Origin of the sequence: Citrobacter freundii complex sp. CFNIH2, from assembly GCF_002880615.1 — a bacterium.
Classification (GTDB): Bacteria; Pseudomonadota; Gammaproteobacteria; order Enterobacterales; family Enterobacteriaceae; genus Citrobacter_A; species Citrobacter_A amalonaticus_F.
In genome coordinates, this window is record NZ_CP025757.1 from 1,658,935 (window position 1) to 1,676,333 (window position 17,399).

The following is a 17,399-nucleotide window of genomic DNA, read 5'->3' on the forward strand; positions in this document are numbered from 1 at the left end:
TCTGGCAATCCCCTCTTCACTCGTCCACAGCAAAACAGACACGGGTTTCAAAATGCTGACATTCTCCGGGAGCCAGAGACTGCATTCCGCGTTTGCGCGTCACCTCGCCGGAAAAATCAGGATCGTCCGTCGTCCCCGACAGCGGCTCAATGCACAACAGATCGCAACCGGGTACGCCCCACAGCGCCAGCCACGTCTGTTGACCGGTATCGAGCGTCAACGCGATTCGTCCCTCCGGAGAACGCACAATAACCCGCTGTTCCTGACAATGGCCAAAATAAACGGCTCCGGAAGTAAAACCGTCTGCGGTTAAGGGAAAACGCCGCGTCTCAGGTGGATCTTCAGGGATGGCAAGCGTTCTGCCGCGAGTATAAAACGGCCCGTGAACCGGTTTGTTGGCAAATTCGACTTGCCAGCCAGACCGCGTGATCGGTATGGAAAATCCGGGATGCCAGCCGAGGGAAAACCAGAACGGACGGACATCATCATTAAACACCTGCTGAGAAACGCTGATGCCCTCATTGTGTAGCGTGAGTGCCGTCTGAATTCGCCATTGCCAGGGCCAGACGGCGAGCGTTTGCAGTGTCGCCTTCGCTTCAATCAGCAGGCTATCAGGTTTTTGCGCCAGGCAGGTAAACGTCTGATGACGCAAGAAACCGTGGTCAGGCAGAGCATAAAAATGTTCACCTTCCCACAGCCCTTTGTGGATCAAACGCCCGACAACCGGAAACAGCTGCGTTGCGCTGTTATTCCAGATGCCGGACGTGGCTCGCCACAGCCGTTCGACGTTTTGCTGCCGATCCCAGATGCGAACCAGTTCCCCGCCAGTTGCGTTGATATCAACGTGAAAACGCCGATTTTCCAGTTGCCATTGCGACATCGGCCTCTCCCTTTTATTCCGTTCTTAGCAACAGTCGGGTCTGGTAGATAAGCGCTTTATGGCGATCGCCGGAAAAATGCTTATCGATAAGCGCAAAAATATCGCCTTCAGTAAACAGGTGGTCAGCGGTATAGGGTTTCAGCACCAGGTGAGCCGATTCAGAAAACGCCGCCAATACAAAACCCAGCGCGTCTTGCACGCCAGGATTTTCACAACGGTAATCGCCCTTATTTCTGCGCTGTACAAAAGCCTGTTCGCGGGCGGCGGAGAGTTCATCAAGTTCGAAACGTTGGTACAGTTCCGGCGGTGCGTCATGCTCCTGCATCCGTTGTTTCATCGCCTGCGCCAGATGAAACGCGCGCTCGCAGTCGTGCAGAACATGTTTTTGCTGCGGATCGTGGCGAAGATCGAAAAGCTTATCGCCAAAGCGCCAGGGGTTGAGATAACCGAACGTCGCCGGGATCTGCATCACCTGCGCGCCCTGGGTAAAATCAAAGCCCGGATGAATGCGAATATTCTTCAGTTCACCGGGTTTGAACATGCTGTCGATTCGCGCTGGCATCAGGGTGTATTCATACAGTCCCGCGTTGCCCTTTTCACGCGGACAGCGCATATACACCGCGTTGCCATCCGTGATGTTGATGTGTCCGCCGAAATAGCCGTACAACGCATAATCACGCACCGGTGCATCATTCTCAACGGCCGGACGTAACGGTTTACCGGTCATGGATGAGGGTAACGGCAAACCAAAATACTCCAGCAGCGTCGCGGGAATATCAATAGTCTGCGCCAGTGCGCTACGCCTGACGCCCTCGGCCTTAACACGCGGATCGCGAATAAAAAACGGCGTATTGGCGATTTCGTTGTACACCGGCATGATGTTTTTGCCCCACCAGTCGTGTTCACCGAGCAGGAAACCGTGATCGGTGCAGACGATGAACAGCGTGTCATCCCACAAATCCAGGGCCTTCAGTTTATCCATCACCTGACCGAGATAGTCATCGCACATGGTGATCAATGCCTGATAGAACTTTCTGACTTTGTCATCGTCCGCGCTACCCGGCGCACCGCAGTAATACGGCACCCAGCCGTCAAACTCTTCTGGCTTGCAGCCGTACTGCGCCAGATATTTCTCCGGCATGAAAAACGGTTCATGAGGATCGAAGCACTCAATCTGCAACAGCCAGTTATCCTGATGCTGGTTGGTTTCGAGAAACTCAATACCCGCGCCGATCGTTCGGTGAGTGAAGTGTTCCTCCTGCGTCGGCATGGCGGCACGGTTGATGAGATCCTGGGTCATACGCCCGCTGCGACGACGAAATGTCTCTTCATCCTCCATTCCCTGCCAGCGGATCGGCGGTTTATCCACCTGTCCTTTCCAGCAGTCGCCTTCCTGCCCACGAATGAACTCAAAGGTAGAGTAGCGTGGATGATACGTTGCCCCGCCGTCGCGCCAGTAATGTTTGTGATCGGTCACCAGATGCGTGTGAACGCCCGCCTGGTGCAGCGCCTGGAACGCCGAGAAGTCGAACGGCTCCAGCGGCCCCCAACTACGATGCAAAAAGTTATAACGCCCGGTATGCAGTTCGCGTCGCGCAGGCATGCACGGCATGCTGCCGACGTAAAAATTATCAAACTGCGCGGATTCTCGCGCCAGGCGAGTAAAATTCGGCGTGATGGCATCCCCGCCGTACGGCGCAAGGTGATGACGGGTCAGCGTATCGAACATCAACATGACAGCTTTCATAAGACGTCTCTTCTTTATGAACCAATAAATTCTTCAACTTCGTTTTTAATCAGGGTGACATGCGGGCCGTAGACTACCTGAACACCCTCGCCCCGAATAAACGCACCGCGACTGCCGAGCTGTTTGAACGCATCAACGACAACGGACTGGGGATCTTTGACGGTGACGCGAAGTCGTGTGGCGCAACAATCGACGTCAACGATGTTTTCTCGCCCGCCTAATGCCTGAACAATGCCCGCCGCGCGGTTGTTACCCGTGACAGTGACATCCGGAGTTTCTTGCGCGTCATCCTCACGCCCCGGTGTTTTCAACTGACGCCAGTTAATCAGGAAGCGGAACGAGAAGTAGTAAAGACAGAACATTACTGCGCCCAGCGGCAGCATCAGCATCCAGTTGGTTTTGGCATTGCCCTGCAACACGCCAAATAAGAGGAAATCAATTAAACCGCCAGAGAAGGTTTGGCCTACGGTGATTTGCAGAATATGCGTCAGCATGAAGGCGACGCCGGTCAGCACGATATGAACGCCATATAGTAACGGCGCACAGAACATAAAGGCGAATTCCAGCGGTTCCGTGATGCCGGTAACAAAGGCGGTCAACGCCGCGGAAAGCATCAGGCTCGCCACTTTTTTGCGATTCTCAGGACGTGCGGAGTGATAGATAGCCAGCGCCGCACCCGGTAACCCAAACATAAAGTCGGCAAAGCGCCCGGCCATAAAGCGCGACACGCCAATGTAGTATTGTGTCACGGACGGATCGGCCAGTTGGGCGAAAAAGATTTTCTGTGTCCCTTCCACCAGATGCCCGTTGACGACCGTTTCTCCGCCCACGCTGGTTAACCAGAACGGCAGATAGAACAGATGATGGAGACCGAGTGGAATGAGGCACTTGAGGATCATGCCGTAGAACAGCGTGCCAACATATCCGGTTTTTTCTACCAGCCCGCCGAGATGGGTGATCCCCACCTGAATATGCGGCCAGACCCAGAACAGCGCAACGCCGAGAAAGATAGCGAAAAACGAGCTGACAATCGGCACGAAGCGCGAACCGCTGAAAAAAGCCAGCAGATTAGGTAGTTCTGTCTTACCAAAGCGCTTTTGCACCCAGTATGCCAGCAACCCGCTCATGATCCCGCCCATCACCCCCGTTTGCAGCGTGGTGATGCCCATGACGCTGGCCTGACCGGCAGCCGCCAGATTGTCCGTCGCCAGTGTCCCTGACAGCAGCAAGCAGGCGTTGATGGCTTTATTCATCACAATAAAACAGAGTACGGCGGCAAGCCCGGCGGTACCTTTATCACTTCGCGCCATCCCTACCGCGATGCCCACGGCAAACAACAGCGCCAGATTGTCAAAAACCACGCTACCGCAGAGTTTCATAACGGTAAAAATGGCCTGCAGCAGGTCATTGTTCAGAACCGGATAAGTAGACAGCGTCACCGGGTTGGTAAACACGCCGCCAAACCCCAACAGCAAACCCGCGGCAGGCAGGACGGCAATCGGCAGCATGAACGACTTACCCAGGTTTTGTGCTCCAGCAAACAATTTGCTCATAAAGACCTCTGATGTGGGTGCAATGTAATTTATATTTCATGTATATTTATTTTAGTGAAATTTATATTTCGATCGTTACGACATAAAGTCAAAACGCAATGTCAAAAAAGTGAGCAATCTCACTAAAATTCAACCCAACATCCGTCTGGAGTCTCTATGAACCGTCCTTTTCACCTGATGGCGAAACCCGTGAGCTACCAGTGCAACATTGCCTGCGACTACTGTTTTTACCTGGAAAAGGATCAGGGTACGCTTAAGCCAGAGAAAAGCTCACGGCATATGAATGATGTCACGCTGGAAGCCTATGTACGCCAGTACATTGAGGCTAACCCTGGGCCAGAAGTCGAGTTCACCTGGCAAGGTGGCGAGCCGACACTGGCCGGAATCCCCTTTTACGAGAAGGCGTTGCAGTTACAAAAGAAATACGCGGGCGGTAAACGCATCCGCAACAGCCTGCAAACGAACGGCGTGTTGATTGATGCAGAATGGGCGCGATTCCTGGCAAAGCATGATTTTTTGGTGGGATTATCCATTGACGGTCCAGCCTGGCTGCACGACACCTGGCGTAAAACCCGCAGCGGGCACTCTGTCTTTAACAAAGTGATCGCCGCTATGTCACTTTTACGTCAGCACCACGTTGCCGTGAACGTCCTCACCGTGGTGAATAACGTCACGGCAGAACATCCACAGGAGATTTACCGTTTTCTGACCCGTGATCTGGGTGCGGAATTCGTGCAGTTTATTCCAGCCGTCGAGCAACGCGCAGTGAATGAAAAGTATGGCGAACTGCTCTACCCACAATCCCTTGCAGGACGTAATGTCACCGAATGGTCGGTCTCTGGTGAACAATGGGGACGTTTTATTAACGGCGTTTTTGACCTGTGGGTCAGAGAAGATGTGGGTCGGGTCTTCGTGCAGTTGTTTGACAGCGCACTTGCCGCCTGGCTTGGGGAAAAACCATCACTTTGCGTGATGCAATCTTCCTGCGGATTTGGCCTGGTCGTCGAGCAGAATGGCGATGTCTACAGTTGCGATCACTATGTTTATCCGGAACATCGACTGGGTAATTTACGTCGTGATAGCCTGGCAAAAATGGCGGCCAGCAAGCAACAGCGTAAATTCGGCATGGCGAAAACACAGGTTGCGGCAGCGTGCGAGCGCTGCGAGTGGCGGTTTGCCTGTCATGGCGGTTGCCCGAAACATCGAATCCATAAAAGCGGCGAACGCTGGCACAATCACCTTTGCGCGGGTTATAAAGCCATTTTCAGCCACATGAATCCTTACATGCGATTTATGGCGGAACAAATTCAGCACCAGCAGCCACCAGCGGCCGTCATGCAAGCCGCACCGGGTATTGCCGCCCGGGAAGCGATGTTCCCGGGAAAGGCACAATAACGGTCAGGTTGCACCCTCAGAAATAGCTGACGAAAGGCGCGGTATCCGGCACGCTGATGGTGGTTGAGGCTTTCAGTTGTGGGGTACCGAGGTAGAGGAAACCAACGATCTTGTCGTGCGGGCGACAGTCAAACGCGTCGCGCACCACCGGACTGTCGGTTAATGCTCCGCTACGCCAGATCCCGCCAAAGCCCTGTGCGATGGCCGCCATTTGCATCGCCATCACCGCGCAACCCGCGGACATTTCCTGCTCCCAGACCGGGACCTTATGATTTTCATCGCATTTCGCGACCACGGTGATGATAAGCGGCGCGCGAAACGGTGCGCTACGCGCTTTTTCGATCCCTTTTTCATCGCTTCCGGCGGCAATCGCCCCCTTTTCCAGCACCGCGCTGAAGCGTTCGCGCCCTTCGCCTTCAATAACGAAGAAGTGCCACGGTTGCAGGGTCTTATGATCCGGCGCACGCATGCCCGCACGGAGAATATTTTGCAGTTGCTCACCGGCAGGTGCAGGCTCGGCCAGGCGAGAGGCGCTACGGCGGTTAACAAGTAATTCAAGTGCATCCATTTGGTTAACTCCTGTCAGGGTGAATATTCACAAAATTAACACGAGAGCAGATTTTGTTACAGCGCCGACGGTGATTCCTGCTGACAAGAGACGGCAGGGTCATTAGGATAGCCACATCTCATACGCCTGACTCAGGTGTAGTATTGGTAACGGTAGGGAGAATACATGCGAACCCTGTGGCGATTCATTGCCGGTTTTTTTAAATGGACGTGGCGACTGCTTAATTTTGTCCGCGAGATGGTGCTTAACCTGTTCTTTATCTTCCTGGTCCTGGTGAGTGTCGGGATCTGGATGCAGGTCAGCAGTAATAACACCAGCGATAAAGTCGGTCGCGGTGCCCTGATGTTAGATATTTCCGGGGTGATCGTCGATAAACCGTCCAGTACCAGTCGTCTTGGCGTTCTCAGCCGTCAACTGCTGGGCGCCAGTTCCGACCGCTTACAGGAAAACTCCCTGTTCGATATCGTCAATACCATTCGTCAGGCCAAAGACGATCGCAATATCACCGGTATTGTGATGGACCTGAAGAACTTCGCCGGCGCCGATCAGCCGTCAATGCAGTATATCGGTAAAGCGCTGCGTGAATTCCGCGACAGCGGTAAGCCGGTCTATGCCGTCGGCGATAACTTTAGTCAGGGTCAGTATTACCTCGCCAGCTTCGCCAATAAAATCTGGCTCTCACCGCAGGGTTCCGTTGATATCCACGGCTTTGCCACTAACGGACTGTATTACAAATCCCTGCTGGATAAGCTGAAAGTGTCTACCCATGTGTTCCGCGTGGGCACCTACAAATCTGCCGTCGAGCCGTTTATTCGTGACGACATGTCGCCTGCGGCGCGGGAAGCGGACAGCCGCTGGATTGGCGAGCTGTGGCAGAACTACCTGAATACCATTGCCGCCAACCGTCAAATCCCGGCTGAGCAAGTCTTCCCTGGCGCTCAGGGCGTTCTGGATGCGCTGACAAAAGCCGATGGCGATACGGCGAAGTATGCGCTCGACAGCAAGCTGGTCGACGCGCTGCTTTCCAGCGCCGAAGTGGAAAAAGCGCTGACGAAACAGTTTGGCTGGAGCAAAGCCGAAAATAACTATCGCGCGATCAGCTACTACGACTATACGCTCAATCCGCCTGCGGATACGGGTAGCTCCATCGGCGTGGTCTTTGCCAACGGCGCTATCATGGATGGTGAAGAAACACCGGGGAACGTCGGCGGGGATACCACCGCCTCGCAAATTCGCGATGCGCGTCTGGATCCAAAAGTGAAAGCCATTGTTCTGCGCGTCAACAGCCCTGGCGGCAGCGTGACGGCGTCGGAAGTGATTCGTTCGGAACTGGCCGCCGCACGTGCTGCTGGTAAACCGGTGGTCGTATCGATGGGCGGAATGGCCGCTTCTGGCGGTTACTGGATCTCAACACCGGCGAGTTACATTGTGGCCAACCCAAGCACGCTGACCGGTTCAATTGGCATCTTCGGTGTGATTAACACCGTTGAGAACAGCCTTGATTCGATTGGCGTACACACCGACGGCGTCGCGACGTCACCGCTGGCTGATATTTCACTGACCAAAGCCCTGCCGCCGGAAGCGCAGCAGATGATGCAACTGAGCATTGAGAATGGCTATAAGCGCTTTATCACTCTGGTGGCGCAGGCGCGTAAATCCACGCCTGAGCAGATTGATAAAATCGCGCAGGGCCACGTCTGGACCGGTCAGGACGCGAAAGCGAACGGTCTGGTCGACAGCCTGGGCGACTTCGACGATGCGGTGGCTAAAGCGGCTGAACTGGCGAAACTCAAAGAATGGCATATCGACTATTATCAGGATGAGCCGACCTTCTTCGATATGATCATGGACGGCATGTCAGGTTCTGTCCGCGCCATGCTGCCGCAGGCGATTCAGGCGATGCTTCCTGCGCCGCTGGCCTCAGCGGCCAGTACGGTCAAAGCGGAAAGCGATAAGCTCGCCGCGTTCAACGATCCGCAAAACCGTTATGCGTTCTGTCTGACCTGCGCGAACGTGCGTTAATCCTCAAGCCCTCTTCCTGCGAAGAGGGCGTTTTCTCTGAGCAACAAGATACTAGCCATGCAGAAGAAATCGATTTACGTTGCCTATACCGGCGGGACCATTGGTATGCAGCGCTCCGAACAGGGTTACATCCCGGTCTCCGGACATCTTCAGCGCCAGCTGGCGCTGATGCCTGAATTCCATCGTCCTGAAATGCCCGACTTCACTATTCATGAATATGCCCCGCTGATGGATTCGTCAGATATGACGCCGGAGGACTGGCAGCATATCGCCGATGACATCAAAACCCATTACGATGAGTACGATGGTTTTGTGATCCTGCACGGCACCGACACCATGGCGTTTACTGCTTCTGCGCTCTCGTTCATGCTGGAGAATCTGGGTAAACCGGTGATTGTGACAGGGTCACAAATTCCATTGGCGGAGCTGCGTTCTGACGGACAAATCAATCTGCTCAACGCGCTTTACGTCGCGGCAAATTATCCGATCAACGAAGTTACCCTGTTCTTTAACAACCGTCTGTTTCGCGGCAACCGCACGACAAAGGCGCATGCTGACGGCTTTAACGCTTTCGCCTCCCCTAACCTCCAGCCGCTGCTCGAAGCGGGTATCCACATCCGCCGTCTGGGGACGCCACCGGCGCCCCGTAGTGAAGGTGAACTGATTGTTCATCCGATCACGCCTCAACCCATTGGGGTCGTCACCATTTATCCAGGAATCTCTGCCGATGTGGTGCGCAACTTCCTGCGCCAGCCGGTAAAAGCGCTGATTCTGCGTTCTTATGGCGTCGGTAATGCGCCGCAGAATAAAGAGTTCCTGAAAGAGCTTAGCGAAGCCAGCAAGCGCGGCATCGTGGTTGTGAACCTCACGCAGTGCATGTCAGGGAAAGTGAACATGGGCGGCTATGCCACCGGCAATGCCCTTGCGCATGCTGGCGTCATTGGCGGTGCGGATATGACCGTTGAAGCCACCCTGACCAAACTGCATTATCTGCTCAGCAAAGGGCTGGATACGGATGCAATTCGCAAAGCGATGACGCAAAACCTGCGTGGCGAACTCACGCCGGACGACTGAGGAGGATCTGATGACACACCGTGCGCTATTACTGGTCGATTTACAAAACGATTTCTGCGCCGGCGGCGCGCTGGCGGTCCCGGAGGGCGACAGCACCGTTGATATCGCAAACCAGCTGATTACCTGGTGCCAGACCCGTGGCGATGCGGTAATCGCAAGCCAGGACTGGCACCCTGCGAATCACGGCAGTTTCGCCAGTCAGCATCAGGCCCAGCCCTACAGCCAGGGGACACTGGACGGTCTGGCGCAAACCTTCTGGCCCGATCACTGCGTGCAGGAGACCGACGGCGCGGCGTTTCATCCGTTGCTGAACCGCAAGGCGATAGAGGCCGTTTTTCATAAGGGAGAGAACCCGCGGGTCGACAGCTATAGCGCCTTTTTTGATAATGGACGCCGGCAGAAAACCGGGCTGGATGCGTGGCTTCGCCAGCATGACGTGAATGCGCTGATCGTCATGGGACTGGCGACCGACTATTGCGTCAAGTTTACGGTGCTGGATGCGTTGCAACTGGGTTATACGGTGAATGTCATTACCGACGGCTGTCGCGGCGTGAACATTCAGCCACAGGACAGTGCCCATGCCTTCATGGAGATGGCAGCGGCAGGCGCTACGTTGTATACCCTCGCTGACTGGGAAGAAACTCAGCGCTAAACCTCCCGCCGGGTGACAGCCTGCCTTGTCATCCGGCGAAAAAATCTTTTCCCTTCCGTCACATAAAATGAACTCAAACCGGCAGTGACTCTGCACAGGTGCTACGCTTGGATGGCTGTTTTTTCGCCACGCCATTTCCGTGGCGTGTTTGCTTTTGATTTTTAATGTCAAAGAGGATTAGCTATGAAACGTTTGCCATTGTTGGCAGCATTACCCTTGCTTTGCGCATCTGTCGCGTCCGCCAGTTCCATGATGTCCGTCGGCTACTTCAACGGCGGCGGAGATGTTACCGCCGGACCCGGCGGCGATATCAACACCCTGGATGTCCGCCAGATTACCCACCTTAACTACTCATTCGGCCTGATTTACAACGCTGAGAAAGACGAAACCCACGCCGCGCTGAAAGATCCGGCGAAATTGCATCAGATCTGGCTGTCGCCAAAAGTGGAATCTGACCTTGCCCTGATCCCGGTACTGCGTAAACAGAACCCACAGCTGAAAGTCCTGCTTTCTGTTGGCGGCTGGGGCGCGCGCGGATTCTCTGGCGCTGCCGCAACGCCCGAGACACGCGCCGTGTTTATCCAGTCCGCGATGGAGGTTATGCAGAAATACGGTCTCGACGGTATCGATCTGGACTGGGAATATCCGGTTAACGGCGCCTGGGGACTGGTCGCCAGTCAGCCTGCCGACCGCGAGAACTTCACACTGCTGCTGAAAGAACTGCGTCAGGCAGTCGGCAATCAGAAACTGGTGACCATTGCCGTCGGGGCCAATGCGGAAAGTCCGAAAAGCTGGGTGGATGTGAAGGCGATTGCACCGCTGCTCGATTACATCAATCTGATGACCTATGACATGGCCTACGGAACGCAGTATTTCAACGCCAACCTGTATGATTCTAAAGACTGGCCAACCGTCACGGCGGCCGATAAATACAGCGTCGACTTTGTGGTCAACAACTACCTGGCCGCCGGGCTGAAGCCCCGACAGATGAATCTGGGGATTGGTTTTTATGGCCGCGTTCCCAAACGTTCTGTAGAGCCCGGAATTGACTGGACAAAACCGGACGCGCAAAAAAATCCCGTCACGCAACCCTACTTTGGCGAGCAGGAAATCGCGCTGTTTAAATCACTGGGTGTCGATCTGACCAAAGACACCTACGTGAAATATAACGACATCGTCAAAACGTTCCTGAACGATCCGCAGAAACGGTTTACCGAGCACTGGGACGATCAGGCGAAAGTACCATGGCTGTCCGTTCAGTCGGCTGACGGTAAACCGCTGTTTGCCCTCTCGTATGAGAATCCCCGCTCGGTGGCAATCAAAGCGGATTACATCAAGAAGCGCGGACTGGCGGGAGCGATGTTCTGGGAGTACGGCGCGGACGACAATAACCAGCTCGCGAAGCAACTGGCGGAATCCTTAGACATTACGCACTAAGCACCGTCCTTGACTGAAAATGCCCTGTGCGTCCGCATGGGGCATTTTTTTCGGAACCGGTGGGATGAGATGTGTCACACGAAACGGGATCGGTTATGATGGCCCAACCCGTTGCGTCAGCGTTTGACGCCACGTTTCATTTTCAACTGGAGGCATGGGATTGTATGGCTTTTATCCCTAAAAATTACGCCCGTCTGGAAGTTGGCTACCGGGAAAAGGCGCTGAAACTCTTCCCGTGGGTCTGCGGCCGCTGCTCCCGCGAGTTTGTTTACTCAAACCTTCGCGAACTGACGGTGCACCATATCGATCACGATCATTCCAATAACCCAGAAGATGGCAGCAACTGGGAGATGTTGTGCCTGTACTGCCACGATCATGAGCATTCCAAATATACGGAAGCCGACCAGTATGGCTCTACGGTGGTCGCGGGCGAGGATGCGCAAAAGAGCGTCGGCGAAGCCACATACAACCCTTTCGCCGATCTGAAAGCCATGTTGAACAAAAAATAATCCGCGACCTGATGATCAGTGCCCGACGCGCTACGCGTATCGGGCCTGTATCCCTGTTGGCAGCAAAGACATACCGCGCAGCAGTGAAATGGCATCAGAGCGGCGTGAGCTGAGACTTATTTTTTGCCCACTTGCGTAGTCGCCCTGAGGCATTCACATAAGGCGATGACGTGTTCAGCGAGATCATTCGCCCCATCGTCCATTTGCCGTACCACGGTGAATCATACAATTCATGATCCGTCCTGGCATTAATCAATTGAATGATCTCATCTTTTGCAGATTGCAGTTCAATGAGTAATGCTGAGTAATCCAGGTCACGATAATCTGCATAAAATTTCTGCGCCAGTAGACCCAATTGATTCCACTGATATCCTGTTTCCGGAAAATCGACCGGCAATCCTTGCGACTCGCGCGTGATCCATTTGATGACCAGGGTATGCCATCCGAGCAGATAGGCAACAAGGTTACACACGCTCATCTGCGTGCCCTTTGCGTGCCCTTCCATTGTCTTATCTGAAGTCTGCTCTGGCGGGATCGCTGTAAAACAGTCGGTCAACTTGCCAAAATTTTTCTCAATGGCATAAAGCAATTCAGATTTCGTTTGCGGTACACCCATAACAAGTTCCCTCTCATTTTTACGCGAGATACCATGACGACCCGACGTGACGATCAAATACGGACAATAATATCCCATTCGTCACGACAGGCTATCAGGATTTGAACGTCGCAATCGGTTCTGGCGTAATGCCGAAATCCACTTTCAACTGCTGTTTGCTCTTCATCACCATCTGCCCATTGGTGTCGATCGTCATATGTTGCGCATCCGTATTGTGGCGCGCCTGCCAGAGCATCACCAGTTGCAGACTGTTCTCTTTTTGCTCCGGGGTCAGCGCGACGCCATCCGGCCATTTTCCCAGTTCAACGGCGGTGGATAAACGCTGATACACTTCCGGCGTCATGCTGTTAACTATCTCATCAAGATTCATGATAAGTCCGCTCCTATGGAATAATTTGCTGAATCGTTTTTTCAACCTTTCGTCTGGTCACCGTTTTCGTCGTCAATGAAGCTCAGAGAAGCTGAATTGACGCAGTAACGTTCGCCGGTGGGTTGCGGGCCATCGGGGAAGACGTGCCCCAGATGCGCATCGCAGTTTCCACAGCGAATTTCAATGCGTTGCATACCGTGTGAAAAGTCCTTGATATAACGGATCGACTCTTCACTTACCGGCTCGTAAAAGCTGGGCCAACCGCAGCCGGAATCGTATTTGGACTGGGAGGTAAACAACGGCGCATCGCAGATCAAACAGTGATAAACGCCGTCACGCTTGTTATGCAGCAACTGCCCGGTAAATGGCGGTTCTGTGCCGTGATTCTGCGTCACGTAGAACTGCATTTCAGACAGGTTTTTTTTCAGATCTTCTGCAGAAGGTTTGTTCGCCATTTTGCTCACATCTCACTTTTCATGACGCTGACATTGCGCGACAGATTCTAACAAAACATTAACACCTCAGTGCAGACTTTTGTTCTAAACTTGATCCTTGCGAAATGGCAGCTTGCGAATCGTGATGCAAATCACATTTTTATCTCAGTTGCCCTTTAAAATTCGGGGCGCCGCCCCCATGTGGTTTCAAGCCCAATGGAAGAGTGAGGCGAGTCAGCCGTGCAAAGCTTGTACAGAGGATTGATTTGTCGCAATGATTGACACGATTCCGCTTGACGCTGCGTAAGGTTTTTGTAATTTTACAGGCAACCTTTTATTCACTAACAAATAGCTGGTGGAATATATGACTATCAAAGTAGGTATCAACGGTTTTGGCCGTATCGGTCGCATTGTTTTCCGTGCTGCTCAGAAACGTTCTGACATCGAGATCGTTGCAATCAACGACCTGTTAGACGCTGAATACATGGCTTACATGCTGAAATATGACTCCACTCACGGCCGTTTTGACGGTACCGTTGAAGTGAAAGACGGTCATCTGATCGTTAACGGTAAAAAAATCCGTGTTACCGCTGAACGCGATCCGGCTAACCTGAAATGGGACGAAGTTGGTGTTGACGTAGTGGCTGAAGCGACCGGTATCTTCCTGACCGACGAGACTGCTCGTAAGCACATCACTGCTGGCGCGAAAAAAGTCGTACTGACTGGTCCGTCTAAAGATGACACCCCGATGTTTGTTAAAGGCGCTAACTTTGACAAATATGCTGGCCAGGACATCGTTTCCAACGCATCCTGCACCACCAACTGCCTGGCTCCGCTGGCAAAAGTGATCAACGACAACTTCGGCATCATCGAAGGTCTGATGACCACTGTTCACGCAACCACCGCTACTCAGAAAACCGTTGATGGCCCGTCTCACAAAGACTGGCGCGGCGGCCGTGGCGCAGCTCAAAACATCATCCCATCCTCTACCGGCGCGGCTAAAGCGGTAGGTAAAGTTCTGCCAGAACTGAATGGCAAACTGACTGGTATGGCGTTCCGCGTTCCAACTCCGAACGTATCCGTTGTTGACCTGACCGTTCGTCTGGAAAAAGCCGCTTCTTACGAAGACATTAAGAAAGCTATCAAAGCCGCTTCCGAAGGCCCGATGAAAGGCGTTCTGGGCTACACCGAAGACGACGTTGTATCTACCGATTTCAACGGCGAAGTTTGCACTTCCGTGTTCGATGCTAAAGCGGGTATCGCTCTGAACGACAACTTCGTGAAACTGGTTTCCTGGTACGACAACGAAACGGGTTACTCCAACAAAGTTCTGGACCTGATCGCTCACATCTCCAAATAAGTTGAGATGAGAAACTGATCCAAAAAGGCGACTTCGGTCGCCTTTTTTTATGGCTTTTCGCTACGGTTGAATCAAGGATTGCATCATGATTAATAAAATTTTTGCACTTCCGGTAATCGAACACATTACCCCTGTCCTCTCCCGCCGTCAGCTCGACGAGCTGGACCTGATCGTCGTCGACCACCCGCAGGTAAAAGCGTCTTTCGCGTTACAGGGCGCGCACCTGCTCTCCTGGAAACCAGCCGGAGAAGAAGAGATTCTGTGGCTGAGCAACAATACACCGTTTAAAAATGGCGTCGCGCTGCGCGGCGGCGTGCCGATTTGCTGGCCGTGGTTTGGTCCGGCGGCACAGCAAGGACTGCCCTCTCACGGCTTTGCCCGTAACCTGTCGTGGACGCTGAAAGCCCATAATGAAGACGACAACGGCGCAGTGCTGACGTTTGAACTGCAAAGCAATGAAGAGACACTGAAACTGTGGCCGCATGATTTCACCCTGCTGGCGCGCTTTAAAGTGGGCAAAACCTGCGAGATTGAACTGGAAGCGCACGGTGAATTTGAAACGACCTCCGCGCTGCATACCTATTTCAACGTTGGCGATATCGCGGCGGTGAAAGTCAGCGGTCTGGGCGATCGCTTCATCGATAAAGTGAACAACGCCAAAGAAGATGTACTGTCTGACGGCGTACAGACCTTCCCGGATCGTACCGACCGTGTTTACCTGAACCCGGAAGCCTGCAGCGTGATTCACGATGGCGCACTGAACCGCAACATCGACGTTGTGCACCATCACCACCTCAACGTGGTTGGCTGGAACCCTGGCCCGGCGCTGTCTGTGAGCATGGGCGATATGCCGGACGATGGCTACAAAACCTTTGTGTGCGTGGAAACGGCGTATGCCACCGCCGCACAGAAGACCACCGAAGAAAAACCTTCCCGCCTGGCGCAAACCATTCGCGTTGCGAAGCGCTAAGAATGATTGCGGTTGAGACATCACAGGCCGGATAAAGCGTCAGTCGCCATCAGGCATTGTTTGCCGGATGGCGATGCATGCGCATCTTATCTGGCCTGCGGGTCAAAACCGGATCTCATCACACCATATCCAGCGCCGTTTTGCCTCTCGGCGCGGGATACGCCTTATCCAGTGCGGCGAGTTCCTGAGCGGAAAGCGTCATGCCCAGCGCCGCCGCATTTTGCTGCACATGTTCCACGCTTGCCGCTTTCGGAATCGCCATCACTCCGTGATGACTGATGACCCATGCCAGCAGGATCTGCGCTGCCGATGCATTGTGCGCATGCGCAATCTCATTGACCACCGGATGATTCAGTAAACCGCTGCGTAAACGCCCGGCCTGCGCCAACGGGCTGTAAGCCATTACGGGGAGGTGATGTTGCTGACACCACGGTAACAAATCGTATTCAATGCCGCGTGAAGCCAGATGATACAGCACCTGATTGGTCGCGCACTGCCTGCCGCCCGGGATCTGCCACAGCGCCTGCATATCGTCGACGTCAAGATTGGACACCCCCCAGCGACAAATTTTGCCCTGAGCAATCAGGGTTTCCATTGCTTCGACCGTCTCGGCAAAGGAGAAATTGCCTGACCAGTGCAATAAATAGAGATCCAGATAGTCGGTTTTCAGACGACGCAGACTGGCCTCGCAGGCGGTGATCGCCTTTTGCCCACCCGCGTTCCACGGGTAGACCTTCGACACCAGGAACACGCGTTCACGCACTCCGTTCAGCGCCTCACCAACCACCTCTTCCGCGCCGCCATCGGCATACATTTCAGCGGTATCGATGAGCGTCAACCCCAGTTCCACGCCCGCGCGAAGTGCAGACACTTCCGCCCGGCGGTGACCGGCATTTTCCCCCATGTACCATGTCCCCTGCCCGATCGCAGGCAGAACAACGTCACCGGCGAAGACAACCTGTTTATCTGTCATCACATTCTCCTTTGTTGTGCACCACCGTAAAGCAAAACAGGGCGCAAGCGCCCTGTTTTGATGCACAGATTGCACTGTGATAATGCACAATCAGAACTTATAGGTGATCCCGGTTGAAATCAGGCCAGTCCAGGATTTGTCCACCATCGGGCTGTCGGTAATTTCATCAGACAGACGCGTGTAGCGTGCAACACCGTAAACGCTCCAGTCACCGAGGAAATTGTAGTTCGCGCTCAGTTCCAGATACGGATTCCAGCTGTCGTCCGGGTTATAACCACGCATACCACTGCGAGCGGACTCTTTACGTGACACGCCGTAGTAGTAGTCGTTCTGGTTTTCACTGTTCCACTCCACACCGATACCCGGTGTCAGGGTCAGGCCGCCGTTGGTATAGCGGTACAACCAGGCCAGATCCCAGACGATGCCGTTGCTGTTGTCCAGCGTATCCCCGGCGAGCGTGGTACGCAGGAAACCGTATTCGGTATTATGAACGTACGATAAACCCGCCATCATGGTGCTCTTACGCTTATCAAGACGACGCATCTGACGATCGTCGCTGTCACCCGGTTTGAAATACATCGGGGACCAGTAGGCGGTGATCGATAACTTATCTGCGGTGTCGTTCCACAGGTAGTATCCACCACCCAGACCATGGAACCAGAAGTTGTCGCCTTCGTAATTAATCACCGGAACCGGATAAACATCCGCGTCGTAATCTTTATATGGGTGTTCAACCACACCAACGCCAGCGCCAAGCGTCAGGTTGCTTTCAGCGTGCGCCACGGTAGCTGACGATGCGATTAACACGCCAAGTGCCAGAAGTTTGAGTTTGGTCACAA

17 protein-coding genes are annotated in these 17,399 nt (G+C 53.8%); 8 read left to right on the forward strand and 9 right to left on the reverse strand.

What is annotated here, in order from left to right; genetic code table 11:
• Positions 1-16: 16 nt before the first annotated feature.
• From WM46_RS08270 to WM46_RS08280, 3 genes are read right to left on the reverse strand one after another with little or no spacing between them, the layout of a single operon-like run.
• The gene (locus tag WM46_RS08270; protein WP_102601976.1) at positions 17-880 is read right to left on the reverse strand and encodes an aldose epimerase; all 864 of its coding nucleotides are present in this window, start codon (positions 878-880) and stop codon (positions 17-19) included.
• Between the two features lie 13 nt (positions 881-893).
• Positions 894-2,627 (reverse strand): sulfatase, encoded by a 1,734-nt coding sequence (locus WM46_RS08275; protein WP_102601977.1) that lies wholly within the window; start codon positions 2,625-2,627, stop codon positions 894-896.
• Positions 2,628-2,641: 14 nt separating this feature from the next.
• Positions 2,642-4,180, reverse strand: coding sequence for a PTS transporter subunit EIIC (locus WM46_RS08280; protein WP_102601978.1), 1,539 nt, complete (start codon positions 4,178-4,180; stop codon positions 2,642-2,644).
• A gap of 156 nt (positions 4,181-4,336) precedes the next feature.
• Between WM46_RS08280 and WM46_RS08285 the strand changes: the two genes are divergently transcribed.
• Positions 4,337-5,575, forward strand: coding sequence for an anaerobic sulfatase maturase (locus tag WM46_RS08285; RefSeq protein ID WP_102601979.1), 1,239 nt, complete (start codon positions 4,337-4,339; stop codon positions 5,573-5,575).
• Between the two features lie 16 nt (positions 5,576-5,591).
• Here WM46_RS08285 and WM46_RS08290 read toward each other — a convergent pair whose 3' ends face one another.
• Positions 5,592-6,143 (reverse strand): NAD(P)H nitroreductase, encoded by a 552-nt coding sequence (locus WM46_RS08290; protein WP_102601980.1) that lies wholly within the window; start codon positions 6,141-6,143, stop codon positions 5,592-5,594.
• 165 nt (positions 6,144-6,308) lie between these two features.
• Between WM46_RS08290 and sppA the strand changes: the two genes are divergently transcribed.
• The 5 genes from sppA (at position 6,309) to yajD (ending at position 11,837) form a co-directional block, all read left to right on the forward strand.
• Positions 6,309-8,165, forward strand: coding sequence for a signal peptide peptidase SppA (sppA, locus tag WM46_RS08300; protein WP_102601981.1), 1,857 nt, complete (start codon positions 6,309-6,311; stop codon positions 8,163-8,165).
• A gap of 57 nt (positions 8,166-8,222) precedes the next feature.
• Complete coding sequence (ansA, locus tag WM46_RS08305; RefSeq protein WP_102601982.1) at positions 8,223-9,239, forward strand: asparaginase; 1,017 nt, start codon at positions 8,223-8,225, stop codon at positions 9,237-9,239.
• Between the two features lie 10 nt (positions 9,240-9,249).
• Positions 9,250-9,891, forward strand: a complete 642-nt coding sequence (gene pncA / locus WM46_RS08310) for a bifunctional nicotinamidase/pyrazinamidase (RefSeq protein ID WP_102601983.1) — start codon at positions 9,250-9,252, stop codon at positions 9,889-9,891.
• A gap of 183 nt (positions 9,892-10,074) precedes the next feature.
• Positions 10,075-11,328: a glycoside hydrolase family 18 protein gene (locus tag WM46_RS08315; protein ID WP_102601984.1), complete on the forward strand. Its 1,254-nt coding sequence runs from the start codon at positions 10,075-10,077 to the stop codon at positions 11,326-11,328.
• Positions 11,329-11,492: 164 nt separating this feature from the next.
• Positions 11,493-11,837, forward strand: a complete 345-nt coding sequence (gene yajD / locus WM46_RS08320) for an HNH nuclease YajD (protein WP_042319478.1) — start codon at positions 11,493-11,495, stop codon at positions 11,835-11,837.
• 94 nt (positions 11,838-11,931) lie between these two features.
• On the opposite strand, the gene WM46_RS08325 is transcribed toward yajD, so the two are convergent.
• The 3 genes from WM46_RS08325 to msrB all read right to left on the reverse strand — a co-directional run bounded on the left by WM46_RS08325 (position 11,932) and on the right by msrB (position 13,278).
• Positions 11,932-12,453: a ClbS/DfsB family four-helix bundle protein gene (locus WM46_RS08325; protein ID WP_102601985.1), complete on the reverse strand. Its 522-nt coding sequence runs from the start codon at positions 12,451-12,453 to the stop codon at positions 11,932-11,934.
• A 94-nt stretch (positions 12,454-12,547) separates the two neighbouring features.
• Entirely contained in the window at positions 12,548-12,823 is a 276-nt protein-coding gene (locus WM46_RS08330; protein ID WP_102601986.1) for a YeaC family protein, read from the reverse strand.
• Positions 12,824-12,864: 41 nt separating this feature from the next.
• Positions 12,865-13,278 (reverse strand): peptide-methionine (R)-S-oxide reductase MsrB, encoded by a 414-nt coding sequence (gene msrB, locus WM46_RS08335; RefSeq protein WP_061078024.1) that lies wholly within the window; start codon positions 13,276-13,278, stop codon positions 12,865-12,867.
• A 343-nt stretch (positions 13,279-13,621) separates the two neighbouring features.
• Here msrB and gapA point away from each other — a divergent pair, with 343 nt between their 5' ends.
• Entirely contained in the window at positions 13,622-14,617 is a 996-nt protein-coding gene (gene gapA, locus WM46_RS08340; RefSeq protein WP_042319484.1) for a glyceraldehyde-3-phosphate dehydrogenase, read from the forward strand.
• A gap of 85 nt (positions 14,618-14,702) precedes the next feature.
• Positions 14,703-15,587, forward strand: a complete 885-nt coding sequence (locus WM46_RS08345; protein ID WP_102601987.1) for a D-hexose-6-phosphate mutarotase — start codon at positions 14,703-14,705, stop codon at positions 15,585-15,587.
• A gap of 118 nt (positions 15,588-15,705) precedes the next feature.
• Here the strand turns inward: WM46_RS08345 and WM46_RS08350 are convergent, their stop codons facing one another.
• Both WM46_RS08350 and WM46_RS08355 read right to left on the reverse strand, forming a co-directional pair.
• Positions 15,706-16,560, reverse strand: a complete 855-nt coding sequence (locus WM46_RS08350; protein WP_102601988.1) for an aldo/keto reductase — start codon at positions 16,558-16,560, stop codon at positions 15,706-15,708.
• 90 nt (positions 16,561-16,650) lie between these two features.
• Positions 16,651-17,397: a MipA/OmpV family protein gene (locus tag WM46_RS08355; protein ID WP_061077283.1), complete on the reverse strand. Its 747-nt coding sequence runs from the start codon at positions 17,395-17,397 to the stop codon at positions 16,651-16,653.
• Between the last annotated feature and the right edge of the window lie 2 nt (positions 17,398-17,399).

What these genes read in the sequence shown, in the direction of transcription:
- WM46_RS08270 (WP_102601976.1), bottom strand. Translation starts at nt 880, where the DNA reads ATGTCGCAATGGCAACTGGAAAATCGGCGTTTTCACGTTGATATCAAC.
- WM46_RS08275 (WP_102601977.1), bottom strand. Translation starts at nt 2,627, where the DNA reads ATGAAAGCTGTCATGTTGATGTTCGATACGCTGACCCGTCATCACCTT.
- WM46_RS08280 (WP_102601978.1), bottom strand. Translation starts at nt 4,180, where the DNA reads ATGAGCAAATTGTTTGCTGGAGCACAAAACCTGGGTAAGTCGTTCATG.
- WM46_RS08285 (WP_102601979.1), top strand. Translation starts at nt 4,337, where the DNA reads ATGAACCGTCCTTTTCACCTGATGGCGAAACCCGTGAGCTACCAGTGC.
- WM46_RS08290 (WP_102601980.1), bottom strand. Translation starts at nt 6,143, where the DNA reads ATGGATGCACTTGAATTACTTGTTAACCGCCGTAGCGCCTCTCGCCTG.
- sppA (WP_102601981.1), top strand. Translation starts at nt 6,309, where the DNA reads ATGCGAACCCTGTGGCGATTCATTGCCGGTTTTTTTAAATGGACGTGG.
- ansA (WP_102601982.1), top strand. Translation starts at nt 8,223, where the DNA reads ATGCAGAAGAAATCGATTTACGTTGCCTATACCGGCGGGACCATTGGT.
- pncA (WP_102601983.1), top strand. Translation starts at nt 9,250, where the DNA reads ATGACACACCGTGCGCTATTACTGGTCGATTTACAAAACGATTTCTGC.
- WM46_RS08315 (WP_102601984.1), top strand. Translation starts at nt 10,075, where the DNA reads ATGAAACGTTTGCCATTGTTGGCAGCATTACCCTTGCTTTGCGCATCT.
- yajD (WP_042319478.1), top strand. Translation starts at nt 11,493, where the DNA reads ATGGCTTTTATCCCTAAAAATTACGCCCGTCTGGAAGTTGGCTACCGG.
- WM46_RS08325 (WP_102601985.1), bottom strand. Translation starts at nt 12,453, where the DNA reads ATGGGTGTACCGCAAACGAAATCTGAATTGCTTTATGCCATTGAGAAA.
- WM46_RS08330 (WP_102601986.1), bottom strand. Translation starts at nt 12,823, where the DNA reads ATGAATCTTGATGAGATAGTTAACAGCATGACGCCGGAAGTGTATCAG.
- msrB (WP_061078024.1), bottom strand. Translation starts at nt 13,278, where the DNA reads ATGGCGAACAAACCTTCTGCAGAAGATCTGAAAAAAAACCTGTCTGAA.
- gapA (WP_042319484.1), top strand. Translation starts at nt 13,622, where the DNA reads ATGACTATCAAAGTAGGTATCAACGGTTTTGGCCGTATCGGTCGCATT.
- WM46_RS08345 (WP_102601987.1), top strand. Translation starts at nt 14,703, where the DNA reads ATGATTAATAAAATTTTTGCACTTCCGGTAATCGAACACATTACCCCT.
- WM46_RS08350 (WP_102601988.1), bottom strand. Translation starts at nt 16,560, where the DNA reads ATGACAGATAAACAGGTTGTCTTCGCCGGTGACGTTGTTCTGCCTGCG.